Origin of the sequence: Sphingopyxis macrogoltabida (assembly GCF_001307295.1) — a bacterium.
In the GTDB taxonomy this organism is placed as follows: Bacteria; Pseudomonadota; Alphaproteobacteria; order Sphingomonadales; family Sphingomonadaceae; genus Sphingopyxis; species Sphingopyxis macrogoltabida_B.
In genome coordinates, this window is record NZ_CP012700.1 from 65,001 (window position 1) to 87,866 (window position 22,866).

Sequence of the window (22,866 nt, forward strand, 5' to 3'; positions counted from 1 at the left end):
CTGTGTAGCATAGGTGGGAGGCTTTGAAGCACTGGCGCCAGCCGGTGTGGAGCCATAGGTGAAATACCACCCTGTTGTTTTCTGATGTCTAACCTCGATCCATGAAACTGGATCAGGGACCCTCTGTGGCGGGTAGTTTGACTGGGGCGGTCGCCTCCTAAAGAGTAACGGAGGCGCGCGATGGTAGGCTCAGGACGGTTGGAAACCGTCTGTTAGAGTGCAATGGCATAAGCCTGCCTGACTGCGAGACTGACGAGTCGAGCAGAGACGAAAGTCGGTCATAGTGATCCGGTGGTCCCGAGTGGAAGGGCCATCGCTCAACGGATAAAAGGTACGCCGGGGATAACAGGCTGATGATTCCCAAGAGCTCATATCGACGGAATCGTTTGGCACCTCGATGTCGGCTCATCACATCCTGGGGCTGGAGCAGGTCCCAAGGGTTTGGCTGTTCGCCAATTAAAGTGGTACGTGAGCTGGGTTCAGAACGTCGTGAGACAGTTTGGTCCCTATCTGCCGTGGGCGTCGAAATTTGAGAGGAGTTGACCCTAGTACGAGAGGACCGGGTTGAACATACCTCTGGTGTACCTGTCGTGGCGCCAGCCGCGCAGCAGGGTAGCTATGTATGGACGGGATAACCGCTGAAAGCATCTAAGCGGGAAGCCTCCCTCAAGATAAGATTTCTTAGAGCCGTGGAAGACCACCACGTTGATAGATCGGATGTAGAAGCGCGGTAACGCGTGGAGCTAACCGATACTAATTGCTCTATTCGCACTTAAGAGTCCCGCCATCAACGACAAGCCTGACCGGTTTGTTCGCTTGTAGCGGATGATTGATCAGACAGTATTGCACGGATATCGATTGAAACCCTGTTTGACCCTACGCCGGCTTCATTGCTTGGTGACCATGGCGTCAGTGACCCACCCGATCCCATCTCGAACTCGGCCGTGAAACCTGACAGCGCCGATGGTACTACCGCTTAAGCGTTGGAAGAGTAGGACGTCGCCAGGCATTGCAGCCGACGTAAGGTCGAAACGGAAACCCATTCACAAAGTTAGAGGCCGGCAGCGATGCCGGCCTCTTGCTGTTTTGGCGGCCCCGGAGAACGGCGCCGCGAACTGGTTGACGCGGGATGGAGCAGCCCGGTAGCTCGTCAGGCTCATAACCTGAAGGTCGTAGGTTCAAATCCTACTCCCGCAACCACAATTTAGCCCGCTTTCTCAACGAGTTAGCGGGCTTTTTGTTGCCTTGAGACTTTGACTGTCTCAGTCGCTGTCGGGAACGTCCGATATGGGGTGGGGAGCGGACGTTAGGGAAGTTGCGATAGCGAACGGAGAAGACTCTGCCGCCTTGCATGCAGCCTGAGGCGTTTCCAACGCGAGAAAAACCCTGCGACACCGAAAAGTGAGCAGAAAATTAGCACGGCTGCTGCCCCCTCAATAACATTCGCTATCGCATCCGGATGCCGGATTGCCAACACGCCGAAAATTCCGATCGAGATTAAAGACGATAAAATCCAAAGTGCGAACAGTCCGCGTTCGGGCATTGCCGAGGGAACGGATTGATATGATGGATACTCGGCCATCTCGTGATCCTACACAATCACGGAACGTCCGCAATCGGTCGGTTGCGGACATCAAGCCCCTCCCCTTCAGGGGAGGGGTTGGGGTGGGGGCCATCGGCCTCGCGCAAGGCCGATCGACCCCACCCACTGCGACTAGGCAGCAAGCTGCCAAGTCTCGCTGCCCTCCCCTGAAGGGGAGGGCCTGAGTTTGCTCAAACGTCAGCTTCCCACCCCATTTCGGTCGTGCGAGAGACTAGGCAGCGAAGCGCAGAATTGTACTAAATCGTCCAACTCCCGCTCCCGCAACCAACAAGAACCCGCCGCCCGCAAGGGACGGCGGGTTTTTTTGTGGCCGGTGCGGGCGCGCTCGCCCAGTTTCCAGCATCTAGACCATGACGTCCCTTGTTTCGCACGCTATGCGCGCGGCATGAAACGCTTGCGATCCCCCCTTGGGCCGCTGGATACAGCCGTCGCCGTTGCGATGATTTTCGCATGGGGTTTCAACATCATCGCGATGAAGATCATCGTCGGAGAAGCGGGGGCGCTGCCCTCGGCGATGCTGCGCCAGTTGATCGTACTGATCGTCTGCCTGCCGTTTCTGCGCATCGTCCCCGGGCGGATGCTCGCCCTGACCGGCTTCGGGCTATTGTCGGGGGCCTGCTTCTATCTTGCGGTGAGCTGGTCGCTCGCGGTGGCCGACAATGTCGGCGCGCTCGCGATCGCCGGCCAGCTCGGCGTCCCCTTTTCGTTGATCCTCGCGGTGCTGATCCTGAAAGAGCGGATTCACTGGCGGCGGATCATGGGCATCATACTCGCCCTGTCGGGCGTCGCGTTGCTCGTCTTCGATCCCGAGGCGGGCAAGGAAATCTACGGCATATTGGTCACGGCGCTCGCCAGCCTGATCTGGGCGTTCGGCGCGTTGATCCAGCGCGGGTTGAAAGGCGTGCCGGTGCTGACGATCACCGCCTGGGTCGGCGCGATGGGCAGCCTCGCGATGGTTCCGGCAACGCTGATCGGCGATCCGGCGGGTTTTGCGGCAATCCCCGACCTGCCGCTCTCGGCGTTCGGCTGGGTCGCCTATGCCGCGATCGTTTCGACGATCCTCGGGCATGGCGCGATGGCCTGGCTGCTGCAGCGGCACGACGTGTCGGTGATCGTGCCCTTCACAATCCCGACGCCGGTCGTTTCGGTCGCGGCGGCTGCGGCGTGGTTCGGCACCCCGGTCACGCCGCTGATGATGCTCGGCGGTTTTATCGCGATCGTCGGCGTCGGGATCGTGGCGCTGCGGACCGCGAAGGTCGACGGCCCGGTTCCCGAAGCAACGAAGGCCAGCAATGTTCCGGACTGAGCGAACGATGCGGCGCCGTTTCGGCTAAGGCGTTTCGTTTCCGATCGGACACCAGGCGCGATAAAAGGTATCGACTGCCGCATCGATGTCCTCGTGCAGCCGCCCGAGGTCACGGCCTTCGCGCAGGCCGAGCACCGCGAATTGATAGAGGCCCGACTGGCACAGTCCGGCGAACTGGTTCACCGCGCGCATCGGATCGCCCATCCGGATCTCGCCGCGCGCCATTTTTTCCGCGACCCAGATCGCGGCGCGCGCCTTGCCGCGGCGCGGCCCGCGGGAATAAAACGTCTCGGAAAGGTGAGGAAAACGCTCCGCTTCGCCGATGACGAGGCGATAGAGCGACAGCAGCGGCGTCGCCGTCAGCTTGGTCATCAGCACATTGCCGAAGGCGCGGAGGACGTCGCGCACCGGCTCGTCGAGCGGCAAATCGATCGCGAGCGCGTCGCCATATTGCGCGACAATGTCATCGACGACCGCGGCGAACAGATCCTCCTTCGAGGGAAAATAGGTCCAGAGTGTCGTCTTCGACCCGCCTACCTTGCTCGCGATCGACGACATCGTCGTGCCGGCATAGCCATTGGCGAAGAAGAGCTCGCGCGCCGCGTCGACAAATGCCTTGCGCCGCAGCGTTGCGGCATCGTCCAGAACAGCCGTACCATCTGGTATCATTTCGATTGACAACGCATCCTCCGAGGTCCATTGGCGCATGATACCAGCTAGTATCGTTGGACGCCATGCCTTATCGCCTTCTCTCCCCCACCACATTTTTGGGCGTCGCGGTTTTCGGGCTGCTTTCCGCCTGCGCGAGCGCTCCCGACCTTGGCCCCAGACCCGCTCCGGCGGCGGCCGAATCGCTTGCCTCGTCGGCGAGTTTCGCGGAAGCGAGTGGCGCCTGGCCGGTCGAAGGCTGGTGGCAGGGTTTCGGCGACCCTGGTCTCGGCCGCCTGATCGACGAGGGACTGAAAGCTTCGCCCGACATCGCGGTTGCCGCCGCGCGCGTCCGCGCTGCCGATGCCTTGGCGCAGCAGGCGGGGGCCGCGCTCGGCCCGCGCGTCGGCGCCGAAGCGAGTGCGGGCGGGGTTCAGCAAAGCAAGACCATGGGCATCCCGCCGCAATTCGTGCCCGAAGGAATCCAGGACACCGGCCATGTCGCCGCGACCTTTTCCTTCGACCTCGATCTGTGGGGCCGCAATCGCGCGGCGTTGGCGGCGGCGACCTCCGAGGCCGAAGCGGCGCGTGTCGATGCGGCGCAGGCGCGGTTGCTGCTGACGACCGGCATTGCGTCGGCTTACGCCGATCTTGCCGGCTATTATGAAGCGCTTGACGTGGCGCAGGAAGCGCTGCGTATCCGCGGCGCGAGCGCCGGACTGTCGGCCGACCGGACCCGCGCCGGGCTCGACAATATGGCGAGCCAGCGGCAGGCCGAAAGCCGCGCGGCCGCCGCGCGCGGCGATATCGTCGCGCTCGAGGAAGCGATCGCGCTGACCCGCAACCGGCTCGCCGCGCTGGTCGGCGCCGGTCCCGATCGCGGGCAGGCCATCGCGCGCCCACAGCTTGCCGTACCCGCCGGCGCTTTGCCCCCCGCGGCGGGCATCGACCTCATCGGCCGCCGCCCCGATATCGTCGCGGCGCGACTGCGCACCGAAGCGGCGGCAAAGCGCATCGACGTCGCGCGCGCCGACTTCTATCCCAATATCAGCCTTTCGGCGCTGGTCGGTTTCCAGTCGCTCGGGCTGTCGAATCTCTTCGATGGCGGGTCGAAATATGGCAATGGCGGCGCCGCGATCAGCCTGCCGATCTTCGACAGCGGACGTTTGCAGGGCCGTTATCGCGGTGCGCGCGCCGATTATGACATCGCGGTGGCGAGCTATGACGGCACGCTCGTTGCGGCGCTGCGCGACGTCGCCGATATCGTCGCCAGCCGCGCGGCGACGGCGCGCCAGCTTGCCGACCGCCGCGAGGCGCTCCGTGCGGCGTCGGAGGCGGCGAACCTTGCCGGGCTGCGCTATCGCGCCGGTCTGTCGAACCAGCTTGCGCAACTGACCGCCGAAGACAGCATGGTGGCGCTCAGCCGTTCGGTCGCCGACCTCGAGGCGCGGCAGCGGACGCTCGACATCGCCCTGATCCGCGCGCTTGGCGGCGGATATCGCGCCCAAACCCCCACAGGAGAATGACGATGGCCGAAGACACGGCTGCGGCCGCATCCCCGACTCCCCAAGACGCTCCCGACAGCGCCGAAGCGAACGGCGAACGCTTGGCGAAGCGCAAGAAGCTGCTGCGCATCCTCGCCATCGTGGTGATCACGATCGCCGCCCTATGGGGAATCTGGTATTTCCTGACGCAGGCGGGCCGCGTGTCGACCGACAACGCCTATGTAGGTGCCGATTCGGCGACGGTGACCGCGCTCGTTTCGGGGCCGGTCAGGGACGTGCGCGTCAGCGGTACCCAGTCGGTGAAGAAGGGCGATATCCTCGTCATCCTCGACGATGCCGACCAGCGGATCGCGGTCGCCGATGCCGAAGCGGCGCTGCGTCAGGCGCGCCAGCGTTACGGGCAGGCGAGCGCGACCGCCGATGCCGCGCGGGCACGGGTCAGCGCCCGCGGCGCCGAAATTGCGCAGGCGCGGGCGCGGCTCCGCGATGCCGATGCGTCGGTTGCGCGGGCGCAGGCCGAATATGCACGGCGGAGCAGCATCGCCGGGACCGGCGCCGTGTCGGGTGAGGAATTGACCGCTGCACGCGCCGCACTGACGCAGGCGCAGGCGGCGCGCGACCTTGCCGCCGCGGGCATTGCGTCGGCCGAGGCGACGCGCGGCTCGGCCAGCGGTGACCTCGGCGCGGCCGAGGCGGTGGTGCGCGGGACGACGATCGAGACCGCCCCCGACGTCGCGGCGGCGGAGGCGCGGCTCGAAAAGGCGCGGCTCGACCTCGCGCGCACGGTGATCCGCGCGCCCGTCGACGGCATCGTCACGAACCGCCAGGTGCAGGTGGGGCAGCGGATCGCGGCGGGCGCGCCGATCATGGTCATCGTTCCGATCGCCACCGCCTATGTCGACGCCAATTTCAAGGAAAGCCAGTTCAGGCGCATCCGCATCGGCCAGCCGGTCGAACTCGTCTCCGACTATTATGGCGGCGATGTCGTCTATCGCGGCAAGGTGACCGGCATCGCCGGCGGCACCGGTGCGGCCTTCTCGCTGATTCCCGCGCAGAATGCGACGGGCAATTGGGTGAAGGTGGTGCAGCGGCTGCCGGTGCGCATCGCGCTCGATGCCAAGGAACTGAAGGCACATCCGCTTCGCGTCGGCCTGTCGATGGAAGCGACGATCGACACGCGCGGAAACTGAGCCGGTCATGGCCAGCGCCGCCGCCCCTGCAACCGTCGCGAGCGTCCCAGCCGAGCCGCAACCGCTGAGCGGCATGCGGCTGATCGCTGCGGCGTTCGCGCTGGCGCTCGCCAATTTCGTCGTCGTGCTCGACACAACGATCGCCAATGTTTCGGTCCCGCACATCGCCGGCGGGCTGGCCGTGTCGCCGACGCAGGGGACGTGGGTGATCACCAGCTACGCGGTCGCCGACGCGATCAGCGTGCCGCTCACCGGCTGGCTCGCGATGCGCTTCGGCACCGTCCGCTGGTTCATGATCTCGATCATCGGTTTTGGCATCTTCTCTTTCCTCTGCGGCGTGTCGCGCACGCTCGATGCACTCGTGCTCTTCCGTGTTCTCCAGGGGCTCGCCGGCGGTCCGCTGATGCCGTTGTCGCAGATATTGCTGCTGCGTATCTTTCCGAAGGAAAAGGCGGGGCTCGGCCTTGCGATCTGGGCGATGACGACCACCACGGCGCCGATCCTCGGTCCGATCCTGGGCGGCACGATCAGCGACAACTGGACCTGGCCGTGGATCTTCTTCATCAACCTGCCCGTCGTCGCCATCTGCGCCTTCGGCGTCTTCAGCCTGCTGACGCCGTTCGAGACGAAGCGCGAAAAGGCGCGCATCGATGTGATCGGGCTGATCCTGCTCGTCGTCTCGGTCGGCGCCTTTCAGATCATGCTCGACACGGGGCGCGAGCATGACTGGTTCGGGTCGACGTGGATCGTCGGGCTCGCAATCGTCGCGGCGATCAGCTTCGCGGCCTTTGTCATCTGGGAGCTGACCGACGCCAATCCGGTCGTGAACCTGCGCATCTTCCGCTTTCGCGGCTTCAGCTTCGCGACGATGGCGATATCGCTGGGCTTCGGGGCCTTTTTTGCGCAGGTCGTGCTGACGCCTTTATGGCTTCAGCAGGTTGCGGGCTATACCGCGACGCAGACGGGGTTCATCGTCGCCTGGCTCGGCGTCTTCGCCGTACTGCTATCCCCCGTCGCCGCCGGCCTGATCACGAAGGTCGATGTGCGCCTTACCATCTCGGCGGGCATCCTCTGGATGGCGTTGATGTCGATCCTGCGCGCCAGCTGGAACGCCGACGTCGGTTACTGGACGCTCGCCTTGCCGCATATCTTGCAGGGGATCGGCATGCCTTTCTTCTTCGTCGGGCTGACCGCGCTCGCATTGAGCTCGGTCCCGGCACAGCACCAGACGTCGGCGGCCGGCCTGATGAGCTTCCTGCGCACGCTTTGCGGCGCGATCGGCACGGCGATCGCGACGACAGCATGGGACGACGCCAGCCGCACCTCGCGCTCCGAGCTCGTCTCCGCGCTCAACAACCCCGAAGCGACGATGACCTCGTTGCAGAATGCCGGCTTCACGCTCGAACAGGCGCGCGCCGCGATCGAGCGGCTGGTCGAGGTGCAGGCCTCGACGCTCGGCGTGCTCCACCTGTTTCTCGCCTCGGGCGTGGTGTTCGTGATCGCTGCGATATCGGTGTGGTTCGCGCCACGGCCGAAACAGATTTCGATGGGCGGCGGCGGCCACTGAGCCCTATTTCGCAAACAATTGTCCGAGGTCGGCGAAGGCCTTGAACTCCAGCGCATTGCCCGATGGATCGTGGAAGAACATCGTCGACTGCTCGCCCGCCTCGCCGGCGAAGCGCGTGTGCGGTTCGATGACGAACGCGACGCCGTGCGCGCGCAGCCGCTCCGCCAGCGCCTGCCATTCGGCGGGCGGCAGGACGACGCCGAAATGCGGGACGGGAACGTCATGGCCGTCGACAGGATTATGCCCGGCGACCGATGCCGGCGCCGCAACATGATGCGCGACGATCTGGTGGCCATAGAGGTTGAAATCGATCCATTCGGCACTGCTGCGCCCCTCGGGGCAGCCGAGGACGGTGCCGTAGAAATGGCGCGCGGCGGCGAGGTCGTGGACCGGGAAGGCGATATGGAAGGGGGCGAGGTCGGTCATCGACGGGGGTTCTACACATCCTTTGCGGAAAGATATTCGTCGACGTCGATTTCCGTTTCCCAGCGTGCGACTGCCGTTGCGATCGACAGGTCGCAGGTGACGTTGGGCACGGTGCGGATCATGTCGAGGATGCGGTCGAAGGGCAGGATGAAGCCGACGACGAGCGCGGTCTGTTCGGGCGTGATGCCGATCGCGTGGAGCACCGCCGCGAGGACGAACAGCGACCCCGACGGCACCGGCGCGACCCCCATCGCGACGATCGTCGTCGTACCCGCGATCACCAGATAATCGGCGAGGCTGAGGTCGAGGCCGAAGGCCTGCGCCGAAAACAGCGTCAGCATCGCGACATACATGGCGGCGCCGTCCATGCCGATGGTGGCGCCGAGCGGCAGCACGGTCGAGGCGACCGGCGGCGACACGCCGAGGTTGCGCTCGGCGACGCGGATCGCGACGGGCAGCGCCGCCGAACTCGACGAGGTCGAAAAACCGACCATGATCGCGTCGGCGATGCCGCGGAAGAAGGGGAGCGGCGGCAACCGGGCGAGCAAGCGGATGACGATGCCGCCATGGATCACCAGCGTGACGATCGTGGCGCCGGTCAGCACGCAGAGCGCGAGCTTGAAGATGGCGAGGAAGCTCGACGGGCCGGTCGTCCCCATCATCACCGCGATCAGCGCAAAAACGCCGAACGGCGCGGTCTCCATCACGAAACCGACGATGCGCAGCATCACCGCAGTGCCGCTGGCGAGCAGGCGGCGCACCGGTTCGGCCTCCTTGCCCGCCGCGATGACACCGGCGCCGACGACGATAGCGAAAAAGATGATCGACAGCGTCGCACCATTCGCCATCGCGCCGATCGGATTGTCGGGCACGATCTCGATGAACATCCGCGCCGGATCCTGCGGCTCGGTCAGCGCCTTCGGCACCGCGCCGGCAAAGCTTGCTCCGGCGCCCGGTGCGATCAGCGTCGCGACGACCAGCCCGGTGGTGACCGCGAGCGAGGTCGTGAACACATACATCGCCAGCGTCTTGATCCCGATGCTGCCGAGCCGTTTCGGGTCGGCGAGCGCCGCGACCCCCGATGCAATGGTCAGGAAGACGAGCGGGACGACGAGCATGCGGATCAGCCGCACGAACAACTCGCCGATCCACGCGATCGACGTTGCGCCTTCGCCCCACAGCAGGCCGACGATGGCGCCGAGGACGAGCGCCGCCATGATCCGCTTCCACAGCGCGATGCCGAACCAGCGGCCCAGCGGGCCGGGCTTGCCGGCATCCGTCGCGGCCGCGGGCGGCGAGGTATCGGTCATGCGGTCGATCCCATGCCGTATAGTAGCTGGTGCGATCACAATGTCCAATTTGTGGCCGGGCCGATGCTTCGATGGAGATTTCCGGACGCCCGCTTCTTGGCTAAAAGGCTGATCCGGCGCGGTGGCTTTGCCGTGCCGAACGGGGGATATCGATGGCGGCTGTAACGAATTTGGGCACTCCGCGCGATGCCGTGCCGCGCGGGCCGTGGTGGTCGCATCTTTATGTGCAGGTGCTGACCGCGATTTTCGCCGGCGTGCTGCTCGGCCATTATTTCCCCGATGTGGGCGTCGCCTTCAAACCGCTCGGCGACGGGTTCATCAATCTCGTCAAGATGATCATCGCGCCGGTGATCTTCCTGACCGTCGCGACGGGCATCGCCTCGGTCGGCGAAGCCAAGACCCTCGGCCGGCTGACGGTGAAGACCTTCGCCTATTTCCTCTTCTTTTCGACGCTTGCGCTGATCGTCGGGTTGATCGTCGCCAATCTGGTGCAGCCCGGGGCGGGAATGAATATCGACCCGGCGACGCTCGATGCCGGTGCGGTCGCCGAATATCAGGAGAAGGCACATGAGGCGACGCTGACCGGTTTCCTCCTGTCGATCATCCCGACGACCTTCGTCTCCGCGCTGACTTCGGGATCGATCCTGCAGGCGCTGTTCGTCGCGATCCTGTTCGGCATCGCGCTGTCGCACACCGGGGAAGCGGGCGCGCAGGTGCTCGGGATGCTCGAAAAGCTGTCGGTCGTTTTCTTCCGCCTCGTCGCGATGCTGATGCGCTTCGCGCCGATCGGGGCGTTCGGCGCGATGGCTTTCACGATCGGCAAATATGGCGTCGAATCGCTCGCCAACCTGGGGGCGCTGATCGCGACCTTTTACCTGACCTCGCTGTTCTTCGTGATCGTCGTCCTCGGTGCGATGGCGCGGCTCGCGGGCTTTTCGATCTTTCGCCTGATCGCATATCTCAAGGCCGAATTGCTGCTCGTGCTCGGCACCTCTTCTTCCGAAGCGGCGCTGCCGAGCCTGATGGAAAAGCTCGAACGCGCGGGCTGCGCCAAGCCCGTCGTCGGCATGGTCGTGCCGACCGGCTACAGCTTCAACCTCGACGGCACCAACATCTATATGACGCTTGCCGCGCTGTTCGTTGCACAGGCGACCAATGTCGACCTGTCGCTGGGCGACCAGATCGCGCTGCTGCTTGTTGCGATGGTGAGCTCGAAGGGCGCGGCCGGGGTCACCGGGGCAGGCTTCATCACGCTTGCCGCGACCTTGTCGGTGGTGCCGTCGGTCCCGGTCGCGGGCCTCGCGCTGATCCTCGGCATCGACCGTTTCATGAGCGAATGCCGCGCGCTTACCAATTTCGTCGGCAATGCGCTGGCGGCGATCGTCGTTGCCAAGTGGGAAAAGGCGCTCGATGGCGACGCGTTCCGGCGCGCGCTTTATGGCGATCCTGCGCCGGGGCTTGCGGCGCGGCCGATCGAGACCGACACCGATTGACGCGAAGGGGGCGGCGGCACTTGGGCTTCGCGCCATGTCGTGCTAGGGGCCCGCGCCATGCTGACGATCAACGGCCTCACCGTGCGCCTTGGCGGGCGCACCATCCTCGACCGCGCGACCGCGAGTCTGCCGCCGAAGAGCCGCGTCGGGCTCATCGGCCGCAACGGCGCGGGCAAATCGACCTTGATGAAGGTTATGATCGGCCAGCTCGAAGCCGACGATGGCGGCATCGAAATGCCGCGCAAGACGCGCGTCGGTTATATCGCGCAGGAAGCGCCCAGCGGCACCGCGACGCCGTTCGACACCGTGCTCGCCGCCGACACCGAGCGGGCGGAACTGCTTGCGGCATCGGAGACGGTGACCGACCCCGACCGGCTCGGCGATATCCATGAGCGGCTGATCGCGATCGATGCCTATACGGCGCCCGCGCGCGCGGCGCGCATCCTGATCGGGCTCGGTTTCGACGAGGCGATGCAGGGCCAGCCGCTCGACAGCTTCTCGGGCGGCTGGAAGATGCGCGTCGCGCTGGCGGCGCTGCTCTTCTCCAACCCCGATCTGCTGTTGCTCGACGAACCGTCGAACCACCTCGACCTCGAAGCGACGATGTGGCTCGAAAGCTTCCTCAAGGCCTATCCCGGCCAGCTCGTCGTGATCAGCCACGAGCGCGACCTGCTCAACAATGTCGTCGACCATATTCTGCACCTCGAGGGCGGGAAGGTGACGCTCTATGCCGGCGGCTATAATGATTTCGAGCGCCAGCGTGCCGAGCGCCTTGCGCAGCTCGCCGCGGCGAAGGCGGCGCAGGATGCGCAGCGCGCCAAGCTGCAGGATTATGTCGCGCGCAACAGCGCGCGCGCCTCGACCGCGAAGCAGGCCCAGTCGCGCGCCAAGCAATTGGCGAAGATGCAGCCGATCGCCGCGATCGCCGAAGACCCGAGCCTTGCCTTCGATTTCCCGAGCCCCGACGAGCTGAAGCCGCCGCTGATCACCCTCGACCTCGCGAGCGTGGGCTATGCGCCGGGCGCGCCGATCCTGACCCGGCTCAACCTGCGCATCGATCCCGACGACCGCATCGCGCTGCTTGGCCGCAACGGCAATGGCAAGACGACGCTCGCGCGGCTGCTCGCGGCGCAGCTCGCGCCGATGGACGGCGCGATGGCGGCGTCGGGCAAGATGCGCGTCGGCTATTTCACCCAATATCAGGTCGAGGAGCTCGATGGCAGCGACACGCCGCTTGGCCATATGACGCGGGTAATGGCGGGCAAGACACCGGGTGCGGTGCGGGCGCAATTGGGGCGCTTCGGCTTCACCGGCAACAAGGCGACGACCGAGGTCGGCAAGCTGTCGGGCGGCGAACGCGCGCGGCTGGCGCTTGCGCTGATCACGCGCGAGGCGCCGCACCTCCTGATCCTCGACGAACCGACCAACCACCTCGACGTCGACGCGCGCGAGGCGCTGGTGCAGGCGCTCAATGGCTTCGACGGCGCGGTGCTGATCGTCAGCCACGATCGCCACATGCTCGAACTCACCGCCGACCGGCTGGTGCTCGTCGATAACGGCACCGCGCGCGATTTCGACGGCAGCATGGACGATTATGTCGCCTTCATCCTCGGCCAGGGAATGGGCAAAGGCTCGGCCGCGAACGACGATGCGAAGGGCGGCCCGGCAAAGTCGAAAGACGCCAAGCTGGCGCGGCAGGAAGCCGCCAAGGCGCGCGAGGCGCAGGCGGTGCTCCGCAAGTCGGCGAAGGATCTCGAAGCGCAGGCCGAAAAGCTGACCAAGCAGATGTCGGCGATCGACCGCGCGATGTTCGATCCCGCCAGCGCCGATCCGGCGCTCGCAAAGCTGACGATGGGCGACCTCGTCCAGCGCCGCGGCAAGGTCGCGGCGGAACTGGAGCGCGTCGAGGCGGCGTGGATGGAAGCGCTCGAGGCGATCGAGGAAGCGGCCGCCTAATCTTTCCCCGTCGCCCCCGCGAAGGGCGACCAGAGTCACGTGCCTCTGGACGCAGCCGCCGTCGGCCTTTCTCTCCATGACTGTGCAAACCGCCAGCGTCCCCCGCCTTCGCGGGGGCGACGTTCATGCTGCTTGGTCGCGCATTGACTCCCGCGCCGCAATCCATCATACTAGTTTCAATTGAAACTATATGGGAATGCGATCATGGCCGACCTCTTCGAAAATCCGCTGGGCCTCGACGGCTTTGAATTCGTCGAATTTTCGGCGCCCGAGAAGGGCATGCTCGAACCCGTATTCGAACGGATGGGCTTCACCCGCATTGCGCGCCACCGCTCGAAGGATGTCGAGCTGTGGCGCCAGGGCGGGATCAACCTGATCGCCAATTACGAGCCCCGCTCGCCCGCCGCCTATTTCGCCGCCGAACACGGTCCCTCGGCGTGCGGCATGGGCTGGCGCGTGCGCGATGCCGCTAAGGCCTATGCGGAAGCGCTTGCGCGCGGCGCCGAGCCAGTCGAGGTCAAGGCGGGCCCGATGGAATTGCAGCTTCCCGCGATCCGCGGCATCGGCGGTTCGATCATCTATCTGATCGACCGGTATGGCGACGACCTCAGCATCTACGACATCGATTTCGTCTATGCAGAGGGTGTCGATCGGAACCCGGTGGGCGCCGGGCTCAAGGTCATCGATCACCTGACGCACAATGTCTATGGCGGCCGCATGGCGCATTGGGCGGCGTTCTATGAGCGGATCGCCGGCTTTCGCGAAATCCGCTATTTCGACATCAAGGGCGAATATACCGGCCTGACCTCGAAGGCGATGACCGCCCCCGACGGCAAGATCCGCATTCCGCTGAACGAAGAGGGCGCGGGCGGCGGCGGCCAGATCGAGGAATATCTGCGCGCCTATAATGGCGAGGGTATCCAGCATATCGCGTTCAGTTGCGACGATCTCTACGCGTCGTGGGACCAGCTCAAGGCGCTCGGCAACCCGTTCGCGCCGTCGCCGCCGGCGACCTATTACGAGATGCTCGCCGATCGTCTGCCCGGCCATGGCGAGCCGGTCGAGGAGCTCCAGTCGCGCGGCATCCTGCTCGACGGATCGACGACCGAGGGCGACCCGCGCCTGCTGCTCCAGATCTTCGGGCAGACGGTGATCGGTCCCGTCTTCTTCGAGTTCATCCAGCGCAAGAAGGACGAGGGCTTCGGCGAGGGCAATTTCACCGCACTGTTCAAATCGCTCGAAATGGATCAGATTCGCCGCGGCGCACTCAATGTCGAAGCGGAACCGGCCGAATGACGAGCCCGATCAAACTGGGCGGCGTCCACCACGCCGCCTATCGCTGCAAGGACGCGAAGGCGACGGTCGAGTGGTACGAGCGCATGCTCGGCATGACCTACACAACCGCCTTTGCCGAGGATCATGTGCCGTCGACCGGCGAATATGATCCCTATATGCACGTCTTCCTCGACGCGGGGAACGGCAACATCCTTGCCTTTTTCGAGCTGCCCAACCAGCCCGACATGGGCCGCGACGAAAATACGCCGCAGTGGGTCCAGCATCTGGCGTTCAAGGTCGGCAGCTATGACGAGCTGGTCCAGGCGAAAGCGCATCTGGAGGCGAACGGCATCGACGTGCTCGGGCCGACGCATCACGGCATCTTCAAGTCGATCTATTTCTTCGACCCCAACGGCCACCGCGTCGAACTCGCCTGCGACATCGGCACCGACGAGCAATATGCCGAGCTGAAGCGCGTCGCGCCGCTGATGCTCGAGGAATGGAGCCGGACCAAGAAGGCGCCGCGGCACGCCGACTGGCTGCACACGGCGGCGAACGAGTAGAACCTGCAGAGGTAGAACCTGCAGAGAAGGCCACTTCTCTTTCTTCGTCACCCCGGACTTGATCCGGGGTCCATGATCCCGGCGTCGCGCCAATGGATCCCGGATCAAGTCCGGGATGACGAGGAATGGGCAGCGTTTTACCTGCTACTTCCGGTCCAGCCCGATGCTCTCCAGCGTCGCGCCGCTGCATTTGTCGGCCTTTTTCTCGCCCTTGTCGCCCGACAGCGCACTGATGGCAAGGAAGCCCGCGACGACGGCGACGACAAACGCGCCGGTGACCCAGATCAGATATTTGTCGATGAACGCCTTGATTGGCGCCCCGAACAGCCGGAACAATATACCGACGAGCATGAAGGAAAAGGCCCGGCTGGCGAGGCTCGCCCACAGGAAGGTCCAGAAATTCATGTGGATGAAGCCGGCGGTGATCGTCAGCAGCTTGAACGGGATCGGCGTCGCGCCCTTGATCAGGATGATCTCGGCGCCATACTGCCGCAGATAGCAGGCGGCCGGCGGAAAGGCATCGGTCAGCCCGAGTACCCCGAGCAGCCACAGCCCGACGCTCTCATAGAGGAAGAAGCCGATTCCATAGCCGAAGATGCCGCCCGCGACCGACGCGAGCGTGCAGATGATCGCATAACGCACCGCCTTTTTCGGGTTGGCGAGGCACATCAGCCCGAGCAGCGGATGCGGCGGGATCGGAAAGAAGCTCGCCTCGACGAAGGACACCAGCGCCAGCCAGAACTCGGCCTGCGGGTGCGCCGACTTCTCCATAGTCCAGTTATAGAGCCGCTGGATGATCGACGGCTTGCGGACGATTTCGGTCATGCTGGTCCTTGTTCCAGGTCAGGATGACCCGGCGCTTCTATGCCGTCGGTGTGGAGCGAAGTCGAGACATCGCAACGGTTTCGTGATCCCCGGCGAAAGCCGGGGCCTATGGGAACGTGAGGCATATGGGCCCCGGCTTTCGCCGGGGATCACCATTTGTCAGTGTCGGAAATGCCGCATCCCCGTGAACACCATTGCCAGCCCCGCCGCGTTCGCGGCCGCAATCACCTCGTCGTCGCGGATCGAGCCGCCCGGCTGGATCACACAGGTCGCGCCCGCCTCGACCGCGGCGAGCAGGCCATCGGCAAAGGGGAAGAAGGCGTCGCTCGCGACCGCGCTGCCGACGGTGCGCGGCTCGGCCCAGCCATGCGATTCGGCCGCTTCGCGCGCCTTGACGGCGGCGATGCGCGCGCTGTCGCGGCGGTTCATCTGGCCGGCGCCGATGCCCGCGGTCGCACCGCCCTTGGCATAGACGATCGCGTTCGATTTGACGTGCTTGGCGATCGTCCAGGCGAACAGCGCGTCGGTCAGCTCTTCCTCGGTCGGCGCGCGGTCGGTGACGACTTGCAGGTCGGCGCGCGTGATGCGGCCATTGTCGCGGCTCTGCGCGAGCCAGCCGCCGGCGATCGTTTTCATCATCAGTCCGCCGCGTGCCGGATCGGGCAGTTCGCCGGTGAGCAGCAGGCGGAGGTTCTTCTTCTTCGCGAACACCGCGCGCGCATCGGCGTCGGCGTCGGGCGCGCAAACGACTTCGGTGAAGATGCCGCTGATCAGTTCGGCGGTCGCGCCGTCGAGCGGCCGGTTGACCGCGATGATGCCGCCGAACGCCGAGACATCGTCGCATTTCAGCGCTGCGTCATAGGCCTCGGCGATTGTCGCGGCGCTCGCGACGCCGCACGGGTTGGCGTGTTTGACGATGACGCAGGTCGGATCGGCCTCGCGGAACTCGGCGACGAGTTCGAGCGCGGCGTCGGCGTCGTTGATATTATTGTAGCTGAGCTCCTTGCCTTGCACCTGTTCGGCCTGTGCGATGCCGCGCGCGGCAGGACCGGCGGGAAGGTAGAGCGCCGCCTTCTGATGCGGATTCTCGCCATAACGCAGTTCGGTCGACAGCTTGGCGGTCAGCGGCAGCGTGTCAGGGAACAGCTTGCCCTGATCGGCAAAGGCGAACCAGCTCGCGATCATCCCGTCATAGGTCGCGGTGTGCGCAAAGGCGGTCGCGGCGAGCCGTTTGCGCAGCGCCAGCGTGGTCGCGCCGCCATTGGCGTCCATCTCGGCGATGACGGCGGCATAATCCTCGGGCTCGGTCACGATGCCGACGAAGGCGTGGTTCTTCGCCGACGAGCGCACCATCGCGGGACCGCCGATGTCGATATTCTCGATGATCGTATCGCGGTCGGCACCGCTCATCACGGTCTGGAGGAACGGGTAGAGGTTGACGACCACCAGATCGATGCTGCCGATGCCATGCTCTTCCATCGACGCGACATGCGACGCGTCGTCGCGGACGGCGAGAATGCCGCCGTGGACCGTCGGGTGCAGCGTCTTGACGCGGCCGTCCATCATTTCGGGGAAGCCGGTGAGGTCCGACACGTCGAGGACATTGTGCCCCGCCTCGCGCAGCGCCTTCGCGGTGCCGCCGGTCGACACCAGCTCGACGCCGTGACGGACGAGCGCCGCGGCAAGCTCGGCGAGCCCCGCCTTGTCGCTGACGGACAGCAATGCGCGGCGGACGGGAATCAGGTCGGTCATTTGGGAGGCGCCTCGGCTGACGGGAAAGACGCGGCTCCCCTAGGCGTGCGCTGCCCGTATCGCAACCCCGCGGGACGGTTTTTAAAGCCCCAGCGCCGCCGCGATGCGGTCCCAGCGAACCAGTTTGAAGTTCTGCGCGGCGGGCGCGTTATCGCCGTCCTGCGCGAGGAACAGGCCGTCCGGATACTCCGCGCCGAAATGGCCCGCGACGGCTTCGATCCCGTCGGTCTCGCTGGTCGCGCCATATGTCCCGGCAGCGATCGCGAAACGCCCGACATAATCCATCGCGGGCAGGCGGAAGACCGCATAGGCGTTGTCGCCCTGGCTCGATGCGATCAGATAGTGCTGCCCCTTATGGTCGATCGTCGCCAGCCCCTCGACGTCGGCGACGAGCCGTTCGTTGTCGACGCGCGCGACGAGCCCGGCATAGTCGCGCCGCAGCTTCCAGATCCCGGCGTCTTCCTCGCCCACATACAGCGTGTCGCCATCGAAGACGCAGCCTTCGGCCTGCGTCGGCACCTTCGCTTCCCAATCGACCTCGAAACGCGGCGCGGCGTCGTCGGAAAGTGTCAGCGGGCCGACGCGGACTGTGCCGTCCTTCAGGATCAGCGCCGCGGTGAGCGGCTCGCCCGGTGCCGTTTTCCTGAAGCAGAAGCCATAGGCCTCGCCCGTCCCCGCGGCGGCGCGGCCGAGCGCGGTCAGTGAGGGCTTGTCGGGATCGAGCCGAAACAGCGCGATATGCGCGTTGACGCCGTCGTTGCGGTCGCTCGCGGCGACGATGTTACCCACGACATCGACATTGTTGACCAGTCCGCCCTCGACGAAGGCGATGTCCTTGCCGGCGAGGTCATAGATGTGGATGCCCGCCTTCTTGTCGGTCGCGATGATCAGCGCGCGCGCCGGATTGGCCGGATCGACCCAGATTGCCGGGTCGTCGGCGGCGTCGGCCTTCCCCGTTCCGACAGGATCGGTTTCGCCGCTCGCGGCCACCGGCACCGGCGGCAGGCCGGCGATCACCGGCTTTGCTCCGTCGGCCGCACAACCCGTCAGGGCGAGCGCGAAGGTCGACAGGAGGAACGGCCTCGGAATCCGGCGCATGATCTTTCCCTATTTTGCCCGTGCGACGCAGGCGCCGCCATCGGGACCGACATCGCTCGAACAGCGCCGCGCGGCAAGCGTCGGTTCGTCGATCTCGATGAGCCGGTTGCCATCCCCGGTCCGTTCGAGGTCGAAGCCGTCGTAAAGCTTGCCCGACGCCGTGAAGGTACGGAAACGGAGCTTCTTCGGGTCGACGTCGACGATCTGGTAGAGTTCGGTTGCCTCGGCGACCTTGTCCGGCTGCCACGGCATACGGTCGTTGAGCGCGTACATTTTGGACCCGGTCACCGACACCAGATAGACCGGGCCCTGGACCGTGCCGTCGGCGCGCGCCTTGGCGCTTGCCTCGCGGCCGGCTTCCGACGTCAGGCGGCTGTAGCAATGGTCGTGGCCCTGCAGCACCAGATCGACCTTGCGCTTGTCGAACACCGGCTTCCACGCCGCCTTGATCTCTGCCGTGTCGTTCGGCCGCGCGCAGGTGAAGACGGGCTGGTGGAACAGCACGACGTTCCAGTTCGCCTTGCTCGACGCCAGCGTCTTGTCGAGCCAGCGCGTCTGTGCCTCCATCGACCCGAGGTTGATCGCGGCGGTGCCGTCGAGGACGATGAAGCGGACGCCCTGATAATCGGTGTAGTAGGTCGTGGCCTTTACCGGATCGGCGCCGTTCGCGGGCAGCGCGAACTGTGCGGGCCAATAGGGGCCGAGCCGGTAGACCTCGCTGCCGTCGGGCTGCACGTCGTCGACATATTCGTGATTGCCCGTCGCCGGCACCTGCGGAACGATCGCATAATTATAGCCGCCGGCCTGATTCCACTCGCCCCATTCGTCGTCGTGGTCGAGGTCGTCGCGCTGCGCGACAAGGTCGCCGGCGTGAACGACGAGGCGGATATCGCCATTGGCGTGGAACGCTTGGCGGATGACGCGGCTGGCATAGGTGAGGATGCCGTTCTGGATGTCGCCGAGATAGAGGAAGCGGAAGCCCTTGGCGTCGTCGGCCGCGGTGCGGAACTGATACCATTCGCTCCACCCGGCGGCGCCCTTGACGCGATAGGTATAGACGGTGTCGGGGGTGAGATCGGTGAAACGGATATGGTGATAGAGGGCGCGGCCATAGCTGCTGTCGACAGGCATCGCCTTGCCGCTGACCAGCCTGGCCTTTTCCTCGAGCGTCGGCCCGTCGACCGAGACCGCGATCTGGGCCTGGGACTCGGCCTGTGCGGTGTCGGTGCGAAAGGCGACCGCCATCTCGCGCGCAGGGTCGGAGCCCGGCGTCAGGACGATGCGGTCGGGAAGATTCCTCGGCGCGTAGGGAAGGCCGGCAGAGCGGGGGATGGGGGCGCCATCCTCCGTCTGCGTCACGATCGGGAAGCGCGCGGCCGCCGGTTCGGCGGAAAGCGCGGGCCCGCCCCAGAGCGCCATCCCTGCCGCGAGCAGCGGCAGGGCGATACGGTGCGGCATCAGAATTTGACCCGCGCCCCGAACTTCATCGTCCATTTATATTGCTCGAACTGGAGCAGGTTCTGCCGGGCGCCGACATTGTTGTAGGCATAATATTTGGCATTGTTGATATTCACCCATTCGTAAAACAGCTGCACCTGCTTGGTGACATCATATTTCGCCGACAGGTCGAGCTGGAAATGATTGTCGATGATGCGATCCTCGGGTGCGTCGTCGCCCAGCTCGTCAAGATATTTGGAACGATAGGTGCCGGCAAGCCGGAGCGAGACCGGGCCCTTTTCGTAACCCAGCGCCGCGTTGAACGTGTGTTTCGAGGCCGATGGCAGGCGAATCTTGCGCAGGTCGGTGATGTCGCCGTCGATCGGCACATGGCCGGTCGCGTCGGTGTAGGTGTAATTCGCGTTGACCAGCAGCCCGTCGAACGGCGCGGGCAGGAAGCGCAGCGCCTGCGTATAGCTGAGTTCGAGGCCCCAGATCTTGGCGCTGTCGCCGTTGATCGGGATCGTCGCCTCGTCATAGGCGATGCCTTCATAGGTGCCGGCATCCTCGAGGTTGGTGTCGACGATGAAGTTCTTCACATCCTTGTAGAAGACGCCCGCCGAAAGCGCGCCGTTGTTCGGGAGATAATATTCGACCCCGGCGTCGAAGTTCCAGGCTTCATAGGGCTTGAGGTCGGGGTTGCCGAACTCGCCTTCGCGCTCGTTGTCGTCATTCTGTTCGATCGTGAAGCGCGGTGCGAGCTTCGACAGCTTGGGGCGGACAAGGCTCTTGTAGCCCGCCGCACGCAGCACGAGATTCTGCTGCGGCTCCCAACGGACGGTCAGGCTCGGCAGCCAATGGTCGTAATTGCGCTTGAACTGGTTCGGCACGCTGATGACCGTATCGTCCTCGGCTTCCGACCCGTCGGGCAGTTCGCCGCCCTCTTCGATCAGCGTGACGGTGTTGGCGCGGATGTCGTTCTTCGTATGCTCGTAGCGCACGCCGCCGATGACGCGGAGCGTCGCGCTGTCCCAGCGGCCGAGCAGATAGCCCGCCATGACGTCCTCGCTCACCGAATAATCCTCGACGGTCGAGTCGAACAGCGAGTCGAGTTCGTTGAGTTCGAAGGCGTCGCGGTTGGCGTTGAAGAACTGGCGCACGACCTTCTTGCCGAGCACCGGCGAGATATCGGTGATGCGATAGGTCTGGCCGCCGACGAGGTCGGCCATCGTCAGGTCGTCCATTTCCCAATATTGGGTTTCGAGATTGTAGCTCTTGTCGCGCCAGCGGCCCTTGGCGCCCGCCTGGACGGTAAAGCTGCCGCCGTCCGTCACGAATTCGCGGCCGAGGTCGAACCGGGCGCCCCATTCTTCGTCCCGCGAAGCCGAAAGACCGGTGATCTGCACGCTGTCGAGTTCATATTGCGACGGATCGGCGAAATCGGCGATCGCCCCGGCGCTGCCGCCGAGCGTGTAGCGCGGCCGGCGCGGATCGGCGAAGTCGAGACCGAGTTCGAGGCCTTCGTCTTCGAAGGTCCGCTCGAAGTTGGCGGGGTCGATCGAGCCGTTCTCGCGCTCGGTCGATTTGGCATAGCTCACCGAATATTTGGCGTGCCAGCCGTTGCTGTCGGTCTCGCCGCCCAGCGTCAGGCTGCGGATGCGCTGGCGCTCGAAGCGATCCTTGAGCGAGCGCTGGATCCCGATTTCGCCGTCGGCGTCGCTGTAGACGAGGTCGGCGCCGGTACCCGTGATCTCGCCGGCATCCTCGAGCTTCAGGCTCGTCTCGCGGCGATATTCCTGGTCGTCGAACTGGCTGTAGATGCCGCGGGCATAGAGCTTGGTCGACGAACCGACGCGGAAATCGAAGTTCAGGTTTGCCGACAGGCGCTTCCGCTCGACGTCATAGTCGCGATAATTGACCTCTTCGGTCGTGATCTGGCCGTCGTCATTCACGTCCCAGCCGTCGGCCTCGACATTGTCGGTCTCGAATTTGCGCTGGTAATAGGAGATGCCGCCCGAAATGCCGACATTGTCCGACAGGCGCTGCGCGAAATCGATGCTGCCCTTCGGCGTCAGCTTTTCCGAATAATCGTTATAGCTGCCCTCGACCTTTGCGGTCAGCAGGTTCTTGCGGCGCTCGAAGGCGCTGGTCGTGTGGATTTCGATCGACGCGCCGATCGTATCGGCGTCCATGTCGGGGGTCAGCGACTTCTTGACCTCGATCGATTCGATGCTGTCGCTCGAGATCACGTCGAGCGCGACCGAGCGGACATCGCTCTCGGGAGCGGGCAGGCGGACGCCGTTGACCGAGGTCGCGTTGAGTTCGGGGTCGAGGCCGCGGACCGAGACGAAGCGGCCCTCGCCCTGATCGTTGAGGATGTTTATGCCGGGCAGGCGGCGCAGCGATTCGGCGACATTCTGGTCGGGGAACTGGCCGACTGCGTCGCGGGTCAGCACGCTTTCGACGCCGTCGGCGGCTTTCTGGCGCGACAGCGCGCTCGCCTGCGTCGCCGACTGGCCGAGGACGAGGATGCTGTCGTCGGTGCCGAGGACGACCTTCACGCTCAGATTGCCGCTTTCGGGGACGGCGATCGTCTGGGTGCGCGGTTCGGCGCCGACATAGCGGGCTTCGAGCGTGTAGGTGCCGGCGGGCACATCGGCGAAGCGGAAGCTGCCGTCGCGGTCGGCTTCGGCGACGCGGCCGAGTTCGACGATGCGCAGCTGCGCCCCCTGCAGCGCGCGCGTGTCGCTGGCATCGGTGACCGACCCGGTGAGGTCGCCAGCAAAGGCGGTGGCGGGAAAGGCGGCGGCGAGCGAAAGGCAGGTGCCGAGCAGGATGCGCGAACGAATGGTACAAAGCTGGTGCATGATGTCCCCCGAGAAGTGCGATTAATCGCCGGGGCCTAACGGCTC

At 65.1% G+C, this 22,866-nt stretch carries 16 protein-coding genes, 1 tRNA gene and 2 rRNA genes (1 of these 19 cut by a window edge); 11 read left to right on the plus strand and 8 right to left on the minus strand.

The genetic code is table 11. The features are described 5' to 3' along the window. The 4 genes from AN936_RS00335 to AN936_RS00350 all read left to right on the plus strand — a co-directional run. Window positions 1–776, plus strand: a 23S ribosomal RNA gene (locus tag AN936_RS00335); it begins 2,015 nt to the left of the window's first position. A gap of 117 nt (window positions 777–893) precedes the next feature. Continuing rightward, window positions 894–1,008 (plus strand): 5S ribosomal RNA (rrf, locus tag AN936_RS00340). Between the two features lie 115 nt (window positions 1,009–1,123). Next, window positions 1,124–1,200 (plus strand) — tRNA-Met (locus tag AN936_RS00345). 842 nt (window positions 1,201–2,042) lie between these two features. Continuing rightward, on the plus strand, window positions 2,043–2,909 hold the full coding sequence (locus tag AN936_RS00350) for a DMT family transporter (protein WP_234715692.1): 867 nt from the start codon (window positions 2,043–2,045) through the stop codon (window positions 2,907–2,909). A 24-nt stretch (window positions 2,910–2,933) separates the two neighbouring features. Here AN936_RS00350 and AN936_RS00355 read toward each other — a convergent pair whose 3' ends face one another. Continuing rightward, entirely contained in the window at window positions 2,934–3,590 is a 657-nt protein-coding gene (locus tag AN936_RS00355; protein ID WP_234715693.1) for a TetR/AcrR family transcriptional regulator, read from the minus strand. A 53-nt stretch (window positions 3,591–3,643) separates the two neighbouring features. Here AN936_RS00355 and AN936_RS00360 point away from each other — a divergent pair, with 53 nt between their 5' ends. The 3 genes from AN936_RS00360 to AN936_RS00370 are packed head-to-tail and all read left to right on the plus strand — an operon-like array spanning window position 3,644 to window position 7,819. Next, window positions 3,644–5,083, plus strand: coding sequence for an efflux transporter outer membrane subunit (locus AN936_RS00360; RefSeq protein WP_054586406.1), 1,440 nt, complete (start codon window positions 3,644–3,646; stop codon window positions 5,081–5,083). Next, window positions 5,080–6,252, plus strand: a complete 1,173-nt coding sequence (locus AN936_RS00365; protein WP_084758083.1) for an HlyD family efflux transporter periplasmic adaptor subunit — start codon at window positions 5,080–5,082, stop codon at window positions 6,250–6,252. Before AN936_RS00360 ends, AN936_RS00365 begins: the two co-directional genes overlap by 4 nt. Before the next feature lie 7 nt (window positions 6,253–6,259). Then, entirely contained in the window at window positions 6,260–7,819 is a 1,560-nt protein-coding gene (locus AN936_RS00370; protein ID WP_054586408.1) for a DHA2 family efflux MFS transporter permease subunit, read from the plus strand. A gap of 3 nt (window positions 7,820–7,822) precedes the next feature. On the opposite strand, the gene AN936_RS00375 is transcribed toward AN936_RS00370, so the two are convergent. Together AN936_RS00375 and AN936_RS00380 are read right to left on the minus strand one after the other, a co-directional pair. Continuing rightward, entirely contained in the window at window positions 7,823–8,245 is a 423-nt protein-coding gene (locus tag AN936_RS00375; protein ID WP_054586409.1) for a VOC family protein, read from the minus strand. Window positions 8,246–8,256: 11 nt separating this feature from the next. After that, on the minus strand, window positions 8,257–9,555 hold the full coding sequence (locus AN936_RS00380; protein WP_201782951.1) for a dicarboxylate/amino acid:cation symporter: 1,299 nt from the start codon (window positions 9,553–9,555) through the stop codon (window positions 8,257–8,259). A gap of 152 nt (window positions 9,556–9,707) precedes the next feature. Between AN936_RS00380 and AN936_RS00385 the strand changes: the two genes are divergently transcribed. The 4 genes from AN936_RS00385 (at window position 9,708) to AN936_RS00400 (ending at window position 14,842) form a co-directional block, all read left to right on the plus strand. Continuing rightward, window positions 9,708–11,048 (plus strand): dicarboxylate/amino acid:cation symporter, encoded by a 1,341-nt coding sequence (locus AN936_RS00385; protein ID WP_054586410.1) that lies wholly within the window; start codon window positions 9,708–9,710, stop codon window positions 11,046–11,048. A 57-nt stretch (window positions 11,049–11,105) separates the two neighbouring features. Continuing rightward, entirely contained in the window at window positions 11,106–13,004 is a 1,899-nt protein-coding gene (locus AN936_RS00390) for an ABC-F family ATP-binding cassette domain-containing protein (protein WP_054586411.1), read from the plus strand. 204 nt (window positions 13,005–13,208) lie between these two features. Further along, the gene (gene hppD / locus AN936_RS00395; protein WP_054586412.1) at window positions 13,209–14,300 is read left to right on the plus strand and encodes a 4-hydroxyphenylpyruvate dioxygenase; all 1,092 of its coding nucleotides are present in this window, start codon (window positions 13,209–13,211) and stop codon (window positions 14,298–14,300) included. Next, window positions 14,297–14,842 (plus strand): VOC family protein, encoded by a 546-nt coding sequence (locus AN936_RS00400; RefSeq protein ID WP_054586413.1) that lies wholly within the window; start codon window positions 14,297–14,299, stop codon window positions 14,840–14,842. Before hppD ends, AN936_RS00400 begins: the two co-directional genes overlap by 4 nt. 144 nt (window positions 14,843–14,986) lie before the next feature. Here AN936_RS00400 and AN936_RS00405 read toward each other — a convergent pair whose 3' ends face one another. From AN936_RS00405 to AN936_RS00425, 5 genes are all read right to left on the minus strand, one after another. After that, entirely contained in the window at window positions 14,987–15,640 is a 654-nt protein-coding gene (locus AN936_RS00405; protein WP_054589999.1) for a YqaA family protein, read from the minus strand. A gap of 186 nt (window positions 15,641–15,826) precedes the next feature. Next, complete coding sequence (gene purH, locus AN936_RS00410; protein ID WP_054586414.1) at window positions 15,827–17,419, minus strand: bifunctional phosphoribosylaminoimidazolecarboxamide formyltransferase/IMP cyclohydrolase; 1,593 nt, start codon at window positions 17,417–17,419, stop codon at window positions 15,827–15,829. Window positions 17,420–17,500: 81 nt separating this feature from the next. Then, complete coding sequence (locus tag AN936_RS00415) at window positions 17,501–18,517, minus strand: phytase (protein WP_054586415.1); 1,017 nt, start codon at window positions 18,515–18,517, stop codon at window positions 17,501–17,503. A 9-nt stretch (window positions 18,518–18,526) separates the two neighbouring features. Continuing rightward, complete coding sequence (locus tag AN936_RS00420; RefSeq protein WP_234715694.1) at window positions 18,527–19,975, minus strand: purple acid phosphatase family protein; 1,449 nt, start codon at window positions 19,973–19,975, stop codon at window positions 18,527–18,529. Continuing rightward, window positions 19,975–22,821 (minus strand): TonB-dependent receptor, encoded by a 2,847-nt coding sequence (locus AN936_RS00425; protein WP_054586416.1) that lies wholly within the window; start codon window positions 22,819–22,821, stop codon window positions 19,975–19,977. The genes AN936_RS00420 and AN936_RS00425 overlap by 1 nt, the downstream gene beginning before the upstream one ends. Between the last annotated feature and the right edge of the window lie 45 nt (window positions 22,822–22,866).